At 71.6% G+C, this 16,809-nt stretch carries 13 protein-coding genes and 1 pseudogene; 10 read left to right on the top strand and 4 right to left on the bottom strand.

Going from position 1 to position 16,809, the window contains the following annotated elements; genetic code table 11:
* Positions 1-74: 74 nt before the first annotated feature.
* From WMR31_RS06985 to WMR31_RS06965, 5 genes are all read left to right on the top strand, one after another.
* Positions 75-1,274: a PucR family transcriptional regulator gene (locus WMR31_RS06985; RefSeq protein WP_340538065.1), complete on the top strand. Its 1,200-nt coding sequence runs from the start codon at positions 75-77 to the stop codon at positions 1,272-1,274.
* A 98-nt stretch (positions 1,275-1,372) separates the two neighbouring features.
* Positions 1,373-2,362, top strand: coding sequence for an ACP S-malonyltransferase (locus tag WMR31_RS06980; RefSeq protein WP_340538064.1), 990 nt, complete (start codon positions 1,373-1,375; stop codon positions 2,360-2,362).
* The gene (locus tag WMR31_RS06975; protein ID WP_340538063.1) at positions 2,359-3,363 is read left to right on the top strand and encodes a beta-ketoacyl-ACP synthase III; all 1,005 of its coding nucleotides are present in this window, start codon (positions 2,359-2,361) and stop codon (positions 3,361-3,363) included. Before WMR31_RS06980 ends, WMR31_RS06975 begins: the two co-directional genes overlap by 4 nt.
* A gap of 94 nt (positions 3,364-3,457) precedes the next feature.
* Entirely contained in the window at positions 3,458-3,703 is a 246-nt protein-coding gene (locus WMR31_RS06970) for an acyl carrier protein (RefSeq protein WP_445321612.1), read from the top strand.
* 2 nt (positions 3,704-3,705) lie between these two features.
* A complete protein-coding gene (locus WMR31_RS06965) occupies positions 3,706-4,989 on the top strand; it encodes a beta-ketoacyl-[acyl-carrier-protein] synthase family protein (RefSeq protein WP_340538062.1) in 1,284 nt (427 codons plus the stop codon).
* Between the two features lie 297 nt (positions 4,990-5,286).
* Here the strand turns inward: WMR31_RS06965 and WMR31_RS06960 are convergent, their stop codons facing one another.
* From WMR31_RS06960 to WMR31_RS06950, 3 genes are all read right to left on the bottom strand, one after another.
* On the bottom strand, positions 5,287-6,240 hold the full coding sequence (locus tag WMR31_RS06960; RefSeq protein WP_340538061.1) for an electron transfer flavoprotein subunit alpha/FixB family protein: 954 nt from the start codon (positions 6,238-6,240) through the stop codon (positions 5,287-5,289).
* A gap of 33 nt (positions 6,241-6,273) precedes the next feature.
* Positions 6,274-7,077 carry an electron transfer flavoprotein subunit beta/FixA family protein gene (locus tag WMR31_RS06955; RefSeq protein WP_340538060.1) on the bottom strand — a complete coding sequence of 268 codons (804 nt, stop codon included), beginning with the start codon at positions 7,075-7,077 and terminating at the stop codon, positions 6,274-6,276.
* Between the two features lie 170 nt (positions 7,078-7,247).
* On the bottom strand, positions 7,248-8,048 hold the full coding sequence (locus WMR31_RS06950) for an enoyl-CoA hydratase/isomerase family protein (protein ID WP_340538059.1): 801 nt from the start codon (positions 8,046-8,048) through the stop codon (positions 7,248-7,250).
* A gap of 106 nt (positions 8,049-8,154) precedes the next feature.
* Here WMR31_RS06950 and glgX point away from each other — a divergent pair, with 106 nt between their 5' ends.
* From glgX to WMR31_RS06935, 3 genes are all read left to right on the top strand, one after another.
* Entirely contained in the window at positions 8,155-10,317 is a 2,163-nt protein-coding gene (glgX, locus tag WMR31_RS06945) for a glycogen debranching protein GlgX (protein ID WP_340538058.1), read from the top strand.
* 213 nt (positions 10,318-10,530) lie between these two features.
* On the top strand, positions 10,531-10,737 hold the full coding sequence (locus WMR31_RS06940; protein WP_340538057.1) for a twin-arginine translocation signal domain-containing protein: 207 nt from the start codon (positions 10,531-10,533) through the stop codon (positions 10,735-10,737).
* Positions 10,715-11,545 (top strand): N-acetylmuramoyl-L-alanine amidase, encoded by an 831-nt coding sequence (locus WMR31_RS06935; RefSeq protein WP_340538056.1) that lies wholly within the window; start codon positions 10,715-10,717, stop codon positions 11,543-11,545. The genes WMR31_RS06940 and WMR31_RS06935 overlap by 23 nt, the downstream gene beginning before the upstream one ends.
* A 15-nt stretch (positions 11,546-11,560) precedes the next feature.
* On the opposite strand, the gene glgP is transcribed toward WMR31_RS06935, so the two are convergent.
* Positions 11,561-14,164 carry an alpha-glucan family phosphorylase gene (gene glgP, locus WMR31_RS06930; RefSeq protein WP_340538055.1) on the bottom strand — a complete coding sequence of 868 codons (2,604 nt, stop codon included), beginning with the start codon at positions 14,162-14,164 and terminating at the stop codon, positions 11,561-11,563.
* Between the two features lie 113 nt (positions 14,165-14,277).
* On the opposite strand from glgP, the gene WMR31_RS06925 reads away from it, so the two are divergent.
* Together WMR31_RS06925 and WMR31_RS22140 are read left to right on the top strand one after the other, a co-directional pair.
* Positions 14,278-16,299 (top strand): alpha-1,4-glucan--maltose-1-phosphate maltosyltransferase, encoded by a 2,022-nt coding sequence (locus tag WMR31_RS06925; RefSeq protein ID WP_340538054.1) that lies wholly within the window; start codon positions 14,278-14,280, stop codon positions 16,297-16,299.
* Positions 16,299-16,631 (top strand): annotated as a pseudogene (locus WMR31_RS22140) (maltokinase N-terminal cap-like domain-containing protein); the annotation flags it as partial. The gene WMR31_RS06925 and the pseudogene WMR31_RS22140, both read left to right, overlap by 1 nt.
* Positions 16,632-16,809: the final 178 nt, after the last annotated feature.

Below are 16,809 nucleotides of genomic sequence, written 5' to 3'. Positions count from 1 at the left end.
ACCACGACCCGCTCCGGCGCGGAGCAGATCGGTCCCCTCCTACCCGTAGCCCGCGATGACCTACCCTCACGCACGTGTCCGACCGCACGCCCGCCTCCCGCGAGCGGGCCGTCGCTGCGCTCGTGCGCTCCAGCGGCGCGCTGAGCACCTCGGCCATGACCCGCATGGACGACGCCCTCCCCTGGTTCGGCGACCTCAGCGCCCAGGAACAGGCCTGGGTCGGGCAGATCGTCCAGGCAGGCGTCCGAGCCTTCGTCGACTGGTACGCCGCCGAGACCGCCGACCACGACGACGCGCTGGCGCCGTACGCCATCGCCGCCTCCGTCTTCGGTGCCGCTCCCCGGGCGCTGACCGGCACGATCAGCCTGCAGCAGACCGTCGACCTGGTGCGGCTGTCGATCGAGGCGGTGGAGTCCTCGGTCGACGGCATCGTGGACGCCGACGACGTCGCCCACGTCCAGGCCTCGGTGCTCCTCTACGCGCGCGAGATCGCCTTCGCCGCCGCCGAGGTCTACGCCCGGGCCGCCGAGATGCGCGGTGCGTGGGACGCGCGGCTCGAGGCCCTGGTCGTCGACGCCGTGCTGCGCGCCGAGACCGACGAGACGATGCTCTCCCGGGCCAGCGCGCTGGGTTGGGCGGCCGACGGCGATGTCGCCGTCGTGCTGGGAACGGTCCCCGACCGGCGCACCGACACCGACCTGTTCGAGGAGATCCGCCGCATCGCCCGCACGCACCGACTCGACGCCCTCTGCGCGGTCCAGGGCGACCGCCTCGTGGTGCTCGTGGGAGGCGTCGACGACGAGCGCGCGGCCGGCGCCGCCCTCACCGGCCTGTTCGGGGACGGCGCGGTGGTGGTCGGGCCGGTGGCCGACGACCTGGAGCACGCCCACCTCTCCGCTCGTGCCGCGCTCGCGGCCCACCGGGCCGCCTCCGGCTGGCCGGAGGCGCCGCGGCCGGTCCTGAGCAGCGAACTGCTCCCCGAACGCGCGCTGGCCGGCGACGGCCACGCTCGACGGCACCTGGTCGAGGAGGTCTACCTGCCGATCCTGGCCGCCCGCGGCACGCTCGCTCAGTCGCTGGGGACCTACCTGGACACCGGTCGCTCGGTGGAGGCGACCGCGCGGGCGCTCTACGTCCACCCGAACACCGTGCGCTACCGGCTGCGTCAGGTGGCCGAGCTCACCGGGTTCACCCCGCACACGGCCCGCGATGCGCTCACCCTCCAGATCGCCTTGATCCTGGGGCGCCAGTCCGGTCGGACGCCGCCCGGATAGCCGCGGCGCGCATTTGTAGGAACCCTCCAAAGATCAACCAGTGAGATTCGTGCGCGCCAGCCGCGCTCGGAGTCGTCTGTCACGGCAGAGTGGCACCCGTGCTGGTCATCGTCGCCCCCGGTCAGGGAGCCCAGACTCCCGGATTCCTCAGCCCCTGGCTCGAGAGCCCCACGGTCGCCTCCCGCCTGGCCTGGCTCTCGGCCGTCGCGGGCATCGACCTGGCCCACCACGGCACCGAGTCCGACGCCGAGACCATCCGCGACACGCGGATCGCCCAGCCGCTGCTGGTCGCCACCGCCCTGGTCACCGCCCTGGAGCTCTTCCCGCATCCCTCCGACGCCGTCGGCACCGTCGGCGCGGTCGCCGGGCACAGCGTCGGCGAGCTCGGCGCGGCCGTCGGCGCGGGCGCCCTCACCGCCGAGCAGGCGATGGTCCTGGTGCGCGAGCGCGGCAATGCGATGGCCGAGGCCGCGGCCGTGACGCCCACCGGCATGACCGCGGTGCTCGGCGGGGTCCGCGACGACGTCCTGGCGACCCTCGAGCGACACGGTCTCACTCCCGCCAACGACAACGGTCCCGGCCAGATCGTGGCCGCCGGCACCCTCGAGCAGCTCGCCGCCCTCGCCGAGGACCCGCCCGCCAAGGCGCGCCTGATGCCGCTCTCGGTCGCCGGCGCCTTCCACACCGAGCACATGGCCCCGGCCGTCGGCCACATCACCGGCCTCGCCGAGGCGGTCTCGACCCGCGCCCCCAAGATCCCGATGATCTCCAACCGCGACGGCGCACTCGTCGACGACGGCGGCGAGATCCTCCAGCGCATCGTCGGCCAGATCGCCAGCCCCGTGCGCTGGGACCTCTGCATGACCGCGATGGCCGACCTCGGCGTCACCGGCATCCTCGAGATGCCGCCCGCCGGGACGCTCACCGGCATCGCCAAGCGCGCACTCAAGGGCCTCGAGGGCCTGGAGACGTTCGCCCTCAAGACACCCGACCAGCTCGAGGACGCCCGGGCGTTCTGCGCCAAGCACGGTGCACCCGCCGACACCGCCGACCAGAGCAGCCAGAGCAGCCAGGGAGCCGCCTCGTGACCGGAACACTGAAGGCCTCGGCCGGGTCGCCGCACGCCAGGATCCTCGGCGTCGGCGCCTACCGGCCCTCGATCGTCGTGCCCAACTCCGAGGTCGTCGAGGCCATCGACAGCAGCGACGAGTGGATCCAGCAGCGCTCCGGCATCAAGCAGCGGCGTTTCGCCACTCCCGAGGAGTCGGTGCAGATGATGAGCGTCGCCTCCTGCCGCGAGGCGCTGGAGAAGGCCGGGATCGAGGCCAGCCAGGTCGACGCCGTCATCGTGGCGACGGTGAGCCACATGATGCAGACCCCCGCGGTCGCGCCGCTGATCGCCACCGAGCTGGGCTGCGAGCACCCGGTCGCCTTCGACATCTCCGCCGCCTGCGCCGGCTTCTGTCACGCGGTCGGGCTGGCCTCGGACATGATCCGGGCCGGCAGTGCCCGCTACGCGCTGGTGATCGGCGTCGAGCGGCTCTCCGACATCCTCGACCGCAACGACCGCGGCACCGCGTTCATCTTCGCCGACGGCGCGGGCGCGGTCGTGATCGGACCGAGCGAGACTCCCGGCATCGGCCCCACCGTGTGGGGCTCGGACGGCGAGCGCTACGACTTCATCCGCCAGCGCGAGGACTGGCGCGACGTCGTCGCGGTGGGCTCCACCGAGATGCCGCCGTTGACCATGCAGGGCAACCCGGTCTTCCGGTGGGCGTCCTTCACCATGGCCAAGGTCGGCCAGGAGGCGATCGACCGCGCCGGCATCACCGCCGCGGACCTCGACGTCTTCGTGCCCCACCAGGCGAACATGCGCATCACCGACGCCATGGCGCGGGCGATGAAGCTGCCCGAACGCGTCAAGATCGCCCGCGACGTCGCCGACCAGGGCAACACCTCCGCGGCCTCCGTGCCGCTCGCGCTGCACCGGATGATCGAGGAGGGCGAGGCCAAGTCCGGCGACCTCGCGCTGCTCATCGCCTTCGGCGCCGGCCTGGCCTACGCGGCGCAGGTCGTCGTCGTCCCCTGACCGGCGCACCGCCGTCGCGGCGGAGCGCCCGATCCGGCAGGATCAAGCACGAGCTACATCCAGTCACACGCAAGCAACCGAGAGGAACCATCTGATGGCCACCACCGAAGAGATCCGCGCCGACCTCGCCGAGATCGTCAACGAGGTCGCCGGCATCGAGCCCGACGACGTCCAGCTCGACAAGTCCTTCGTCGACGACCTCGACGTCGACTCGCTCTCGATGGTCGAGGTCGTCGTCGCGTGCGAGGAGAAGTTCGGCGTGACGATCCCCGACGACGAGGTCAAGAACCTCAAGACCGTCGGTGACGCCGTCGCCTACATCGAGCGCGCCTCCGCCTGAGCATGGCGAACCCAAGCAGCCAGGCCGGTCGCACGCGCGTCTTCGTCACCGGGCTGGGTACCACCAGCCCGGTCGGCGGTGACGTCGCCTCCACCTGGACGGCCCTCCTGGAGGGCCGTTCGGGGGTGCGTCACCTCGACGAGGAGCTCGTCGCCGACCTGCCGGTGAAGATCGGCGCGCCCGCTCTGGTCGACCCCACCGACGTCCTCGAGCGGGTCAAGGCCCGCCGCCTCGACCGCAGCTCCCAGCTGGCGATGGTCGCGGCGATGGAGGCCTGGCACGACAGCGGTCTCGACGCGCTCCAGGAGTCCGGCGACCTCGACGGCGAGCGGGTCGGGGTCGCGATGGCCACCGGCATCGGCGGCGTCACGACCCTCCTGTCGAACTACGACACGCTGAACGCGAAGGGCCCCCGACGGGTGTCCCCGCTGGCGGTCCCGATGCTGATGGCCAACGGCCCCGCGGCCAACATCAGCCTCTACGTCGGCGCCCGCGCCGCGGTCAACACCCCGGTCTCGGCGTGCGCCTCGGGCAACGAGGCGATCTCGCTGGCCGTCGACCAGATCCGGCTCGGCCGGGCCGACGTCGTGGTGGCCGGTGGCACGGAGGCGGCGATCCACCCGCTGCCGATGGCCGCCTTCGGCAACATGATGGCCCTGTCGAAGACCGGCAGCGAGGAGGGCAGCGACCCGACGAAGACGAGCCGGCCGTGGGACACCGCACGCGACGGCTTCGTGCTCGGTGAGGGCGCCGGCGTCCTGGTGCTGGAGTCCGAGGAGCACGCCCGGGCTCGCGGAGCCAAGATCTACGCCGAGGTGCTCGGTGCCGGGATCACTGCCGACGGCCACGACATCGCCCAGCCCGACCCGGCCGGCCGAGGGGGCACCCGCGCGATCAAGCGGGCGCTCATCGAGGCCGACGTCGATCCTTCGGCGATCAAGCACGTCAACGCCCACGCGACCTCGACCCCGCAGGGCGACATCGCCGAGGGACTGATGCTGCACGCGACGCTCGGCGACGCCGTCTCCGACGTCGTGGTCACCAGCACCAAGTCGATGACCGGTCACCTGCTCGGCGGCGCCGGCGCTCTGGAGGCCGTGGCCACGGTCAAGGCGATCCAGGACCGGATGGTCCCGCCGACCATCAACCTCGACAACCTGGATCCGCAGGTCGAGCTCGACATCGCGACGAAGCCCCGCGAGCTTCCGCAGGGCGACATCGCGGCCCTGAACAACTCCTTCGGGTTCGGCGGCGCCAACGTCGCGGTGATCTTCGCCAGCGCATAGCCGCACCCGCCCTCGGGCCCGTCGTCCCCCCGGACGGCGGGTCCGAACTGTGCTGCTCGGAGGCGGGCCGGGATTTCCCCGGTCGACCGGGGAAGTCTGAACTTGTCGGGCGATATCCCGGCCGACAAGTTCAGAGATGGGCCGCCCAGTCGCGCACAAGCGCGGTGAGCAGTCCGCACGCGGGTACCGGGGTCTCGTCGGCGTCCGCTTGCTTGTGCAGCACCCGGCGGGTCCAGGCAGCGACAGGCCCCGCCGTCCGATCGGACGACGGGGCCTGATGCGCGTACGGAGTGTGGCTCAGCCCTTGCGCTGGTTGATCTGCTCGGTGGCAGCGGGCAGGACCGTGTGGAGATCGCCCACGACGCCGAAGTCGACGAGCTCGAAGATCGGGGCCTCCTCGTCCTTGTTGACCGCGACGATGGTCTTGGAGGTCTGCATGCCGGCCCGGTGCTGGATCGCACCGGAGATGCCGTTGGCGACGTAGAGCTGGGGCGAGACGACCTTGCCGGTCTGGCCCACCTGGTAGCTGTGCGGCATCCAGCCGGAGTCGACGGCGGCGCGGGAGGCGCCGACGGCGGCGCCGAGGGCGTCGGCGAGCGCCTCGATCGGCGCGAAGTCGCCGCCGGTGCCTCGGCCACCGGAGACCACGATCGCGGCCTCGGTGAGCTCGGGGCGACCGGTGGCCTGGCGCGGCTGCGCGGCCACGATCTGCGCGGTCTTGGCGGCGTCGGAGATGGTGACCGCGAACTGCTCCACGGTGCCCGCGCCGGCGGTCTCCACCGGCGTCGCCGAGTTCGGCTTGACGGTGATGATCGGGATGCCGCGGGTCACCTTGGCGGCCACGGTGTAGCTGCCGGCGAAGACCGACTGGGTGGTCGTGCCGTCCTTGGCGATGTCGACGGCGTCGGTGATCAGGCCGGACTCGAGGCGGATCGCGAGCCGGGCCGCGATCTCCTTGCCCTCCGCGCTCGAGACGAGCAGGATCGCGGCCGGGTTGGCCTGCGCTGCGATCTGCTGGAGGGCCTCGACCTTGGGGACGACCAGGAAGCCACGGATCTCGGCGTCGTCGACGACGTAGATCTTCTCCGCGCCGTACGCGGCGAGCTTCGCGGTGGCCTCGCCGGCGTGCTCGGCCGAGCCGATGAACACCGCGGCCGGCTCACCGAGGCGCTTTGCCAGGGCGAGCAGCTCGAGGGTGGGCTTGCGGACCGCGCCGGCGACGTGGTCGACCAGAACCAGAACTTCAGACATGGGTGGTTGCTCCTCTTTCGTTCCGGGCCGGACTCAGATGAACTTCTTCGAGGCCAGGAACTCGGTCAGCGCCGAGGCGCCCGAGCCGTCCTCGTCCTTGACGATCTCGCCCGCGGTGCGCGGCGGCCGCTCGGCGGTCTCGACGACCTCGGTCCAGGACGCGCCCAGGCCGACCTCACCGGCGTCGACGCCGAGGTCGGCGAGCGTGTAGGTCTCCAGCGGCTTCTTCTTGGCCGCCATGATCCCCTTGAACGACGGGTAGCGGGCCTCGCCGGACTGGTCGGTGACCGAGAGCACCAGCGGCATCGTGCCGCCGATCACCTCGGTGGCGGTGTCGCCGTCGCGCTTGATGCGGACCTGGTCGCCCTGCGTCTCGACCACCGAGGCGAGGGTGACCTGCGGCAGGCCCAGGCGCTCGGCCACCATGGCCGGGACCACGCCGCCCGAGGCGTCGGTCGAGGCCATGCCGAGCAGCACCAGGTCGACCGGTCCCTGCTCGGCGGCGATCTTGTCGACCGCCTTGGCCAGCACCAGGGAGGTGCCGAGGTAGTCGGAGCCGGCGACGGCGTCGTCGATGACGTGGACGCCCTGGTCGGCACCCATCTGCAGGGCCTTGCGGACCGCGTCGACGGCCTTCTCCGGCCCCACGGTCAGCGCGGTGACGGTGATGTCCTCGCCCTCGCGCTTCTCCTTGAGCTGGAGAGCCTGCTCGACGGCGTACTCGTCGAGCTCGGACAGCAGGCCGTCGACTCCGACCCGGTCCACGGTGTTGTCCGCCTCGAACCGGCGGTCACCGGTGGCGTCGGGGACGTGCTTGACACAGACGACAATGTTCATGGTGGTGTGGCTCCGAAGAGCCCCTCCTGATGCACTCGGCGGGCCGTGGCCCGAGATGATGCGACGCTCGCAGGTTACCGCCGCGCCGACGGAATCGGTCTACCGGTCCACCGCGGGATCCGGTGCGAGATAGGACACACCGGTCCGGGTGCGCCCGTCGCTCGACGGCCTCAGCGCCCGACGAACGTGGCCTTGCCCGGTCCGTTCTCGACGAACGAGGAGATGCCGCGCTCGCGGTCCTCGGTGGCGAACATCGCGGCGAACTGCTGCCGCTCGATCTCCAGACCGGTGTCCAGGTCGGTCTCCAGGCCGCGGTCGACGCACTCCTTGGCGGCCCGGATCGCCAGCGCGGCGGCGCCGGAGAACTGGGCGGCCCAGGCCACCGCTGCGTCGTAGACCTCCTCGGCCGGGACGAGGCGATCGGCCAGTCCGATGGCCAGCGCCTCGTCGGCCTTGACGAAGCGGCCGGTGAAGATGATGTCCTTGGCCCGGCTCGGGCCGACCAGTCGCGCGAGCCGTTGGGTGCCGCCGGCTCCGGGGATGATGCCGAGCAGGACCTCGGGCTGGCCGAACGTGGCGTTGTCGGCGGCGATGCGGTGGTCGGCGGCCAATGCCAGCTCACAGCCGCCACCGAGCGCGTAGCCGGTGACCGCGGCCACGACCGGCTTCGGGATCCTGGCGATCGCGGTCGTGGCCGAGGAGACCGACGCCGAGATCCGCACCATGTCGGAGTAGGAGAGGTCGGCCATCTCCTTGACGTCGTTGCCGGCGGCGAAGACGCGCTCGCCGCCGTAGACGACCACCGCCCGGACGTCGTCACGCTCGGTGGCCTCGGCCGCCGCGGCGCGCAGCTCGGCCTGCACCTGCACGCTGATCGCGTTCATCTTGGGCCGGTCGAGCCGGATGGTGCCGACGCCGTCGGTCACCTCGAGCCGTACGAACTCCGCTGTGTTGGATCCTGCTTCGGCCACGGCCGCTCATCCTCTCCTCGTCCGGTCCACGCATCCGCGTGGTGCGGTCCGCCCATCATGGCCGACGGGGCGAGGTCCGGCGAGGCGGCCCTATCATGGGCGAGCGATGAGCCCGGGAGTGTGGAAGCAGATCGGCGAGCAGGCCGAGGTGTGGCCCGGCCGGCACGAGCCGCTCGGAGCCACCTGGACCGAGGAGGCCACCAACTTCGCCGTCCACGCCCCCCACGCCACCGGCGTCTGGGTCTGCCTGTTCGACGACGCCGACACCGGCGCCGGGCGCGAGACCCGCTACCCGCTGACCGAGCGCACCCTCGGCACCTGGCACGGCGCGCTCCCCGGCATCGCACCCGGGACCCGGTACGGCGTGCGCGTCGACGGACCGTGGGACCCTGCCGCCGGGCTGCGCTTCAACCCGGCCAAGCTGCTGCTCGACCCGTACACACGCGCGGTGAGCGGCACTCTCACCGTCGATCCCGCCATCTACGGCGCGGACCCGCAGAACCCCGACCTGCGCAGCGACCTGGACTCGGCGCCGTTCGTGCCGCGCTCGGTCGTCGTCGCACCCGATCACTTCGACTGGGGCGGCGAACGGCCCAAGCGCCGGCGCTGGCGCGACACGGTGATCTACGAGATGCACGTCAAGGGCATGACCGAGCTCCACGACCGGGTGCCCGAGCACCTGCGCGGCACCTATGGGGGGCTCGCCACGCCCGCCGTCACCGACTACCTGCGCGACCTCGGCGTCACCGCCGTCGAGCTGCTGCCGGTCCAGCAGTTCCTCTCCGAGCCGGCCGTGACCGAGCGCGGGCTCACCAACTACTGGGGCTACAACACGATCGGCTTCCTCGCGCCGCACAACGCCTACTCCTCCTCCGGCGAGCGGGGCGAGCAGGTCACGGAGTTCAAGGCGATGGTGAAGGCCTTCCACGACGCCGGGCTCGAGGTCTTCCTCGACGTCGTCTACAACCACACCGCCGAGGGCGGCGCCGACGGACCGACGCTGTCGTTCCGCGGCATCGACGACACCGGCTTCTACACCCGCACCACCGCCGACGGCGAGGCCGTCTACTGGGACGCTACCGGCTGCGGCAACACCGTCGACACCAACGACCCCTTCGCTCTGCGGTTGATCCTCGACTCGCTTCGCTACTGGGCCGAGGAGATGCAGGTCGACGGCTTCCGGTTCGACCTCCTCTCCGCGCTCTCGCGCACCGACCGCGACGTCGACATGCGCTCGCGCTTCATGGCCGCCGTCGGGCAGGACCCGGTGCTGCGCAACGTGAAGCTGATCGCCGAGCCCTGGGACGCCACCATGGACGGCTACCTGGTCGGTCAGTGCCCGCCGCCGTGGGTGGAGTGGAACGACCAGTACCGCGACACCATCCGCGACTACTGGCGAGGACGCTCCTCCGGCATCCGCGACGTCGCGACGCGACTGGCCGGATCCTCCGACCTCTACGCCGACGACGGCCGCTCGCCCTATGCCTCGGTCAACTTCGTGACCGCCCACGACGGCTTCACGATGCGCGACCTGGTGAGCTACGACCACAAGCACAACGAGGCCAACGGCGAGGGCAACCGCGACGGCACCGACAACAACCGGTCCGACAACTGCGGCGTGGAGGGCCCCACCGACGATCCGGTGATCATCGCCCGCCGCCGGCGGCGCGCGGCGAACCTGATGGCGACGCTGTGCCTGAGCAACGGCGTCCCGATGCTCACCGCCGGCGACGAGCGGGGCCGCACCCAGCGCGGCAACAACAACGCCTACTGCCAGGACAACGACATCTCATGGGTCGACTGGCGTGCCGAGGACGCCTGGCTGGACGTCTACGAGATCACCAAGGCCGCACTGCGGCTGCGCCGCGAGCACCCGGCGCTGCGGCAGCGGCACTGGTTCGAGGGCCGCCCGACGATCGTCGGCGGCCCCAAGGACGTCGCCTGGCTGCACCCCGAGGGACGCGAGATGGCCGCGCCCGACTGGCACGATCCGGCCCTCAACACCCTCGGCATCTTCATCCTCGGCTCGCCCCTGCGCGCTCCCGACCGGCACGGACGCCAGCAGTCGGACCGCTCCTTCGTGCTCTGGTTCCACAGCGGCCCCGACCCGGTCGACCTGCTGCTCCCGCGCAACCACTGGGCCCACACCGGCGAGGTCGTCCTAGCCACCGACCCGGCGATCGAGGTGGGTCGCGAGGTCCACGCCGGCGAGACGCTCACCCTGCCCGGTCCGTGCGTCGTCGTCCTGCGCGAGGTGCGTGCCACCTAGCGGTCGGGCCGTGGCCGCGGAGCCGACTGGGCGGCCGATCCATGAACTTGGGGGCCGGGATATCGCCCGTCAAGTTCATACTTCCCCGGTCGACCGGGGAAATCCCGGAGGTCCCGGCCGACCAGACGCCGGCGTCGGCCACCCCGACCTTCGATCACGAGGTCAAGGGGATCCCCTCACCCCAGGCCTGCCGATCCGTGTTGGCATGGCGATATGCCAGCCAACCGACGACAGTTCCTCGCCGGCCTCGGCGCGGTGGCGGCGGCCCCTGTGCTGCTCGCCGTGACCGCGACGTCCGCCGACGCCTCCGCCGCACCCGGCAACGCCGCCGCACCCGGTAAGGCCACACCGAAGGCCGAGTGCATGGCCGACCTGATCGAGAGTGGGGCGGTGACCCGTGCCGATCTCATGGCTCGCTGACGTCCTTCGCGGGGCCGGGGTCCAGGTCGTCGAGGAGGGCGACTGGATGGCGCGCAGCACCGGGTCGAGCTTCGATCCCATCGGCGTGCTGTGGCACCACACCGCCGCGCCCAGCAGCGCCAGCAACCCGGCTCCTGCGCTGAACATCTGCATCAACGGGCGCCCCGACCTCGACGGGCCGCTGTGCCAGGCGCTGGTCGACTACAACGGCGTCTTCCACGTCATCTGCGGCAACCGTGCCAACCACGCCGGCCGCAGCGGCGGCTCGGGCCCGATCCCCGCCGGCGACGGCAACACCATGCTGATCGGGTGGGAGATCGACTACGCCGGCGATGGCGGCGGCGGGCAGGTACAGGAGATGACGCCGGCGCAGTACAGCGCCTCGGTGGCCGCGACCGCCGCCGTGCTCACCCAGCTCGGCCGTGACGCGTCCTATGCCCGCGGGCACCGGGAGACCAGCACCAGCGGGAAGATCGACCCCTCGTTCATCGACCTCGACGCGATGCGCGCCGACGTCGCTGCCGCCATGGGTGGTGACCCGCCGCAGCCTCCTGAGGGCACGCCGTTCCACATGTACGCGACCGGCGTGAACGTGCGTCCCTCCCCCGACACGACCCAGACGCCGGTCGGGAACCTCGCCAACCCGACCACGGTCTACGTCGTGTGCGAGGCGATCGGCGAGACGGTCACCTACGACGGGATGACCAACGACCGCTGGGCCAAGATCTCCAGCCCGATCGCCGGCTACATCTCCAACCTGTTCATCCAGGGACCCGCATCGCTGCCGGTGCCCGCCTGCCCGATCTGACCGGCCGGCCCAGGATCAGGCGACGGCGACGACCCCGAGCTCGGCGTAGGAGCTGAGCAGCCCGTTGCGCGGCACGACCCGGACGGTGTACCCGAACGGCCCGCTGCGCTCGAGGGTGAAGGAGCCGTCGAAGCGGAACCGGCCGCCCTCGTAGGTCTCTGCGGCGGTCAGGTCCAGGGTCTCGGTGTCGACGAGGGTGTCGTCGGAGCGGGCGCGGCCGTGGACCAGCTGCACCTCGACGTCCTCGGGGCTCAACGAGCCGAGAGAGACGAAGGCACGCACGCTGAGCACTCCCCCCACCTCGGCGGCGTCGCCGACGCCGCTGGTCTCCACGTGCTCGACGCGCACCTCGGGCCAGGCCGCCTTCACCCGTGCCTTCCAGGCGGCCAGCTCGCGAGCGCCGTGGTAGTCGGAGTTCAGGGCGCGGGCGTTGACGGCGGCCGGCACGTAGAGCATGCGGGTGTAGTCGCGCACCATGCGGGTGGCCAGCACCTTGGGGCCCAGCGACTTCAGCGTGTGCCGCATCATCTCGACCCAGCGGGTCGGGACGCCGTCGTGGTCGAGGTCGTAGAAGCGCGGGGCGACCTCGTTCTCGATCAGGTCGTAGAGCGCCGCGGCCTCGAGGTCGTCGCGCTTGTCGACGTCGTCGACGCCGTCGGCGGTCGGGATCGCCCAGCCGTTCTCGCCGTCGTACCACTCGTCCCACCACCCGTCGAGGACCGAGAGGTTCAGGCCGCCGTTCAGCGCGGCCTTCATGCCAGAGGTCCCGCAGGCCTCGTAGGGCCGCAGCGGGTTGTTCAGCCACACGTCGCAGCCGGGGTAGAGCGGCTTGGCCATCGCGATGTCGTAGTTGGGCAGAAAGACGATGCGGTGGCGGATCTCGGGGTCGTCGGAGAGCCGGACGATGTCCTGGATGAGCTTCTTGCCGCCGTCGTCGGCGGGGTGCGCCTTTCCCGCGATCACCAGCTGGATCGGGCACTGCGGGTCCAGCAGCAGCGCCTTGAGCCGCTCCTGGTCGCGCATCATCAGGGTCAGCCGCTTGTAGGAGGCGGCCCGGCGCGCGAAGCCGATGGTGAGCACGTCGGGGTCGAGCGCGTCCTCGATCCACTTCAGCTCGGCCTTGGCCGCGCCGCGCTTCTCCCACGACTTCGCCAGCCGGCGCCGGGCGTCGTGGACCAGCCGCTCGCGCAGGACCCGCTTGACCGCCCAGACCTCGCCCCCCGGAACCCGGTCGACGGCGTCCCAGAAGGCGTCGGTGTCGTCGTCGCCGTCGGGGTCGGCGCCCTGCGAGGCCGCTAGCGCGATCACCTCGCGCGCCACCCACGTGGGGGCGTGGACGCCGTTGGTGATCGACCCGATCGGCACCTCGGCCTCGTCGAAGGCCGGCCACAGGCCACGGAACATGCCGCGGCTCACCTCGCCGTGCAGCCGCGAGACGCCGTTCGCGCGCTGGGCGAGTCGGAAGCCCATCACGGCCATGTTGAACACCGAGGCGTCGCCGTCGGCGAAGTCCTCGGCGCCGAGGGCCAAGATCCGCTCGGTCGGGACGCCGGGGGTCGCGCCGGCGTCGACGTTGAGGTACTGCTCCACCAGCGAGCGGGGGAACCGGTCGATGCCCGCGGGCACCGGGGTGTGGGTGGTGAAGACCGTGGAGGCGCGCCCGACCTCGAGCGCGGTCTCGAAGTCGAGGTGCGGGCCGTCCTCGGCCACGGTGAGCTCGCGGATCCGCTCGACACCGAGGAAGCCGGCGTGGCCCTCATTGGTGTGGAAGACCTCGGGCGCGGGGGTGTCGGTGATCCGGGCGTAGGCACGCAGCGCACGGACGCCCCCGACGCCGAGCAGCAGCTCTTGGCGCAGCCGGTGCTCGGAGTTGCCGCCGTAGAGCCGGTCGGTGATGTCGACGTAGTGATCGGGGTTGCCCTCGACATCGGTATCGAGCATCAGCAGCGGCACCCGCCCGACGCTGGCGACCCAGATCCGGGCAATCAGGTCGGGCCCGTCGGGCATCTGGATCGCGATCGTGGCGCCCCGCCCGTCGGGCTCGCGCAGCAGCGAGATCGGCAGCTCGTCGGGATCGAGGACCGGGTAGGTCTCCTGCTGCCAGCCCTCGCGCGAGAGCGACTGCTTGAAGTAGCCGTGCTTGTAGAGCAGGCCGACGCCGATGATCGGGACGCCGAGATCGCTGGCGGCCTTGAGGTGGTCGCCGGCGAGGATGCCGAGACCCCCGGAGTACTGCGGCAGCACGGCGGTGATGCCGAACTCGGGTGAGAAGTAGGCGATCGCCCGTGGGCCCGGTGCGGCCTCGTCGGTGCCCGGGGCCAGGCGTCGCTGGTACCAGCGCTCGCCCGTGAGATAGGTCTCAAGGTCCGAGCGGGCCCGGCCGAGCCGCTCGAGGAACGCCGCGTCGTCGGCGAGCTCGGCGAAGCGCTCCCGGCTGACCGCGCCGAGCAGACGCACCGGGTCGCGGCCGGTGGACTCCCACAGGTCCGGATCGACCTCGGCGAAGACGTCCTGGGTCTCGGGGTGCCACGACCAGCGCAGGTTCCCGGCCAGCTCGGCGAGCGGAGCCAGGGCGGCGGGCAGGACGGGGCGGACGATGAATCGACGGATGGCACGCACGAGCCGACGGTACCGACATTTCTTGGATCGATCCAAGAAATCGTCCACCGAGGCCGCGCGGCAGCGACCCGGTCGGCTTGCACGGCCGGGAGCGAACCGCAAGGGTGGAGGACATGGTCGGTCGTATCCCCATCCTGGACGTGCATCCCGTCGTCGATCTCGGACGACTCGCTGCCAAGGCGACGGCCGCCGAGGCGTTCCCCGTCTCGGCCACGATCTTCCGCGAGGGGCACGACGCCCTCGGTGCCGACGTGGTCCTCACCTCCCCCGCCGGCGAGCGGCGTCCGCCGGTGCCGATGGTGCGCCTGGCCGACCCCGTGGACCGCTACGTCGCCTGGGTCACCCCCGACGAGCCCGGGCCCTGGACCTTCGAGGTGCGCGCCTGGTCCGACCCCGTCGCCACCTGGCGTCACGCCGCCGGGATCAAGGTCCCGGCCGGCATCGACGTCGAGCTCATGTTCACCGAAGCGGGGCTGCTGCTCGAGCGGGTGCTGGCCGACCTGCCCGCCGAGGCCACCGCCGACCGCGCGGTGCTCGAGGCCGCGCTCGCAGCCGCCCTCGACGCCGGCGACAACGGTCGGCCCCCCGAGGCGCGCCTGGCCCAGCTGCTCTCGGACGAGGTGAGCGCCGCCCTCGACGCGCACCCGCTGCGCGACCTGCTCACCGTCGTCGGACCCTTCCGCGCCTACGCCGACCGGCAGCGCGCGCTGTTCGGCAGCTGGTATGAGTTCTTCCCCCGCTCCGAGGGCGCCTACCTCGACGAGGAGACCGGGAAGGTCGTCAGCGGCACGTTCCGCACCGCCGCCGAGCGACTGGACGCCGTGGCCGCGATGGACTTCGACGTCGTGTACCTGCCGCCGATCCACCCCATCGGCGAGGTCAACCGCAAGGGCCCGAACAACACCCTGACTCCGGGCCCGGACGACCCCGGTTCACCGTGGGCGATCGGCAGCCGCTTCGGCGGCCACGACGCGATCCATCCCGACCTGGGCACCTTCGACGACTTCGACGCCTTCGTCGCCCGCGCCGGGGCGCTGGGCCTCGAGGTCGCGCTCGACCTGGCCCTCCAGGCAGCTCCCGACCACCCGTGGGTCACCAGCAACCCGCAGTGGTTCACCACCCGCGCCGACGGCACCATCGCCTACGCCGAGAACCCCCCCAAGAAGTACCAGGACATCTACCCGGTCAACTTCGACAACGACCCCACCGGGATCTGCCGGGAGGTCCTGCGCGTGGTGCGGCTCTGGATGAAGCACGGGGTGCGGATCTTCCGGGTCGACAACCCCCACACCAAGCCGCTCGCCTTCTGGGAGTGGCTGCTGGCCGAGGTCCGGCGCACCGACCCCGACGTGATCTTCCTCTCCGAGGCGTTCACCAAGCCGCCGATGATGCACGGCCTGGGCGCCATCGGCTTCCACCAGAGCTACACCTACTTCACCTGGCGCACCGAGCGCTGGGAGATCGAGGAGTACCTGCGCGAGGTGAGCTCGGAGTCCGACCACGTGATGCGCCCGAACTTCTTCGTCAACACCCCCGACATCCTCCACGAGTACCTCCAGTACGGCGGTCCGGCGGCCTTCAAGATCCGCGCCACCCTGGCGGCGATGAGCTCGCCGAGCTGGGGCGTCTACGCCGGGTTCGAGCTGTTCGAGCACGTGGCGGTCAAGCCCGGCAGCGAGGAGTACCTCGACTCGGAGAAGTACCAGATCCGGATCCGCGACTGGGAGGCCGCGGACGCCGAGGGGCGCTCCCTGGCGCCGTACCTGACCCGGCTCAACCAGATCCGCCGCGATCACCTCGCCCTCCAACAGCTGCGCAACCTGGCCATCCACGGTGCCGACGACGAGAACGTGCTGGTGTTCTCCAAGCGCGCGGGCACCGCGGGCGCGCCCGGCGGAAGCGAGTCGTCCGACGGCAGCGACGACACGGTGCTGGTGGTGCTCAACCTGGATCCTCACGCCGCTCGCGAGACCACCGTGCACCTCGACCTGCCGGCCCTCGGTCTCGACTGGGGCGACACCTTCGTCGTGCACGACGAGCTGACCGGTGTCGACTGGACGTGGGGCGAGCACAACTACGTCCGGCTCGACCCCTTCGAGGAGCCGGCCCACATCCTCACGATCCGGCGGCCCTGATGGGGCCGGGCCCCACTCCCGTCGACGCCCCCTTCGACCCGGCGATCCTCGCGCCCTTCCTCGCTCAGGCTCGCTGGTTCGGCGGCAAGGGACGCACGTTCAAGATCACCGGCGCTCGTAGCGTCGGACGCCTCGGGGCAGCCGGCGACGAGATCGTCCGAGACGACGCCCCGGTGGTCGACGTGCTCCTCGTCGCCGTCGAGTACGCCGACAACGAGCGCGAGGTCTACCAGGTCCCGCTGGCCTACTACCCCGCGGCGATGCCCGCGCTGGAGGGCGCCCACGTCGGGACGTGGAACGACCCCGCGTCCGGCCGGGTCCACGCCTACGACGCGCTCCACGATCCGCGCTCGACGACGCTGTGGCTGCGCAGCTTCAAGACCGCCGACGACCAGGCGGCCCGCGCAGGTGCGCTGCGCTTCCACCGGCTGCCCGGCCTCGATCTCGACGTCGACGCGGCCGGCTCGCTGTTCGCCGGTGAGCAGTCGAACTCCTCGGTGGTCTTCGGCG

The organism is Nocardioides epinepheli (assembly GCF_037936805.1).
Taxonomy (GTDB): domain Bacteria; phylum Actinomycetota; class Actinomycetes; order Propionibacteriales; family Nocardioidaceae; genus Nocardioides.
Note: the sequence above shows the minus strand (reverse complement) of the source record. Positions and strands in the feature narration are given on the sequence as shown.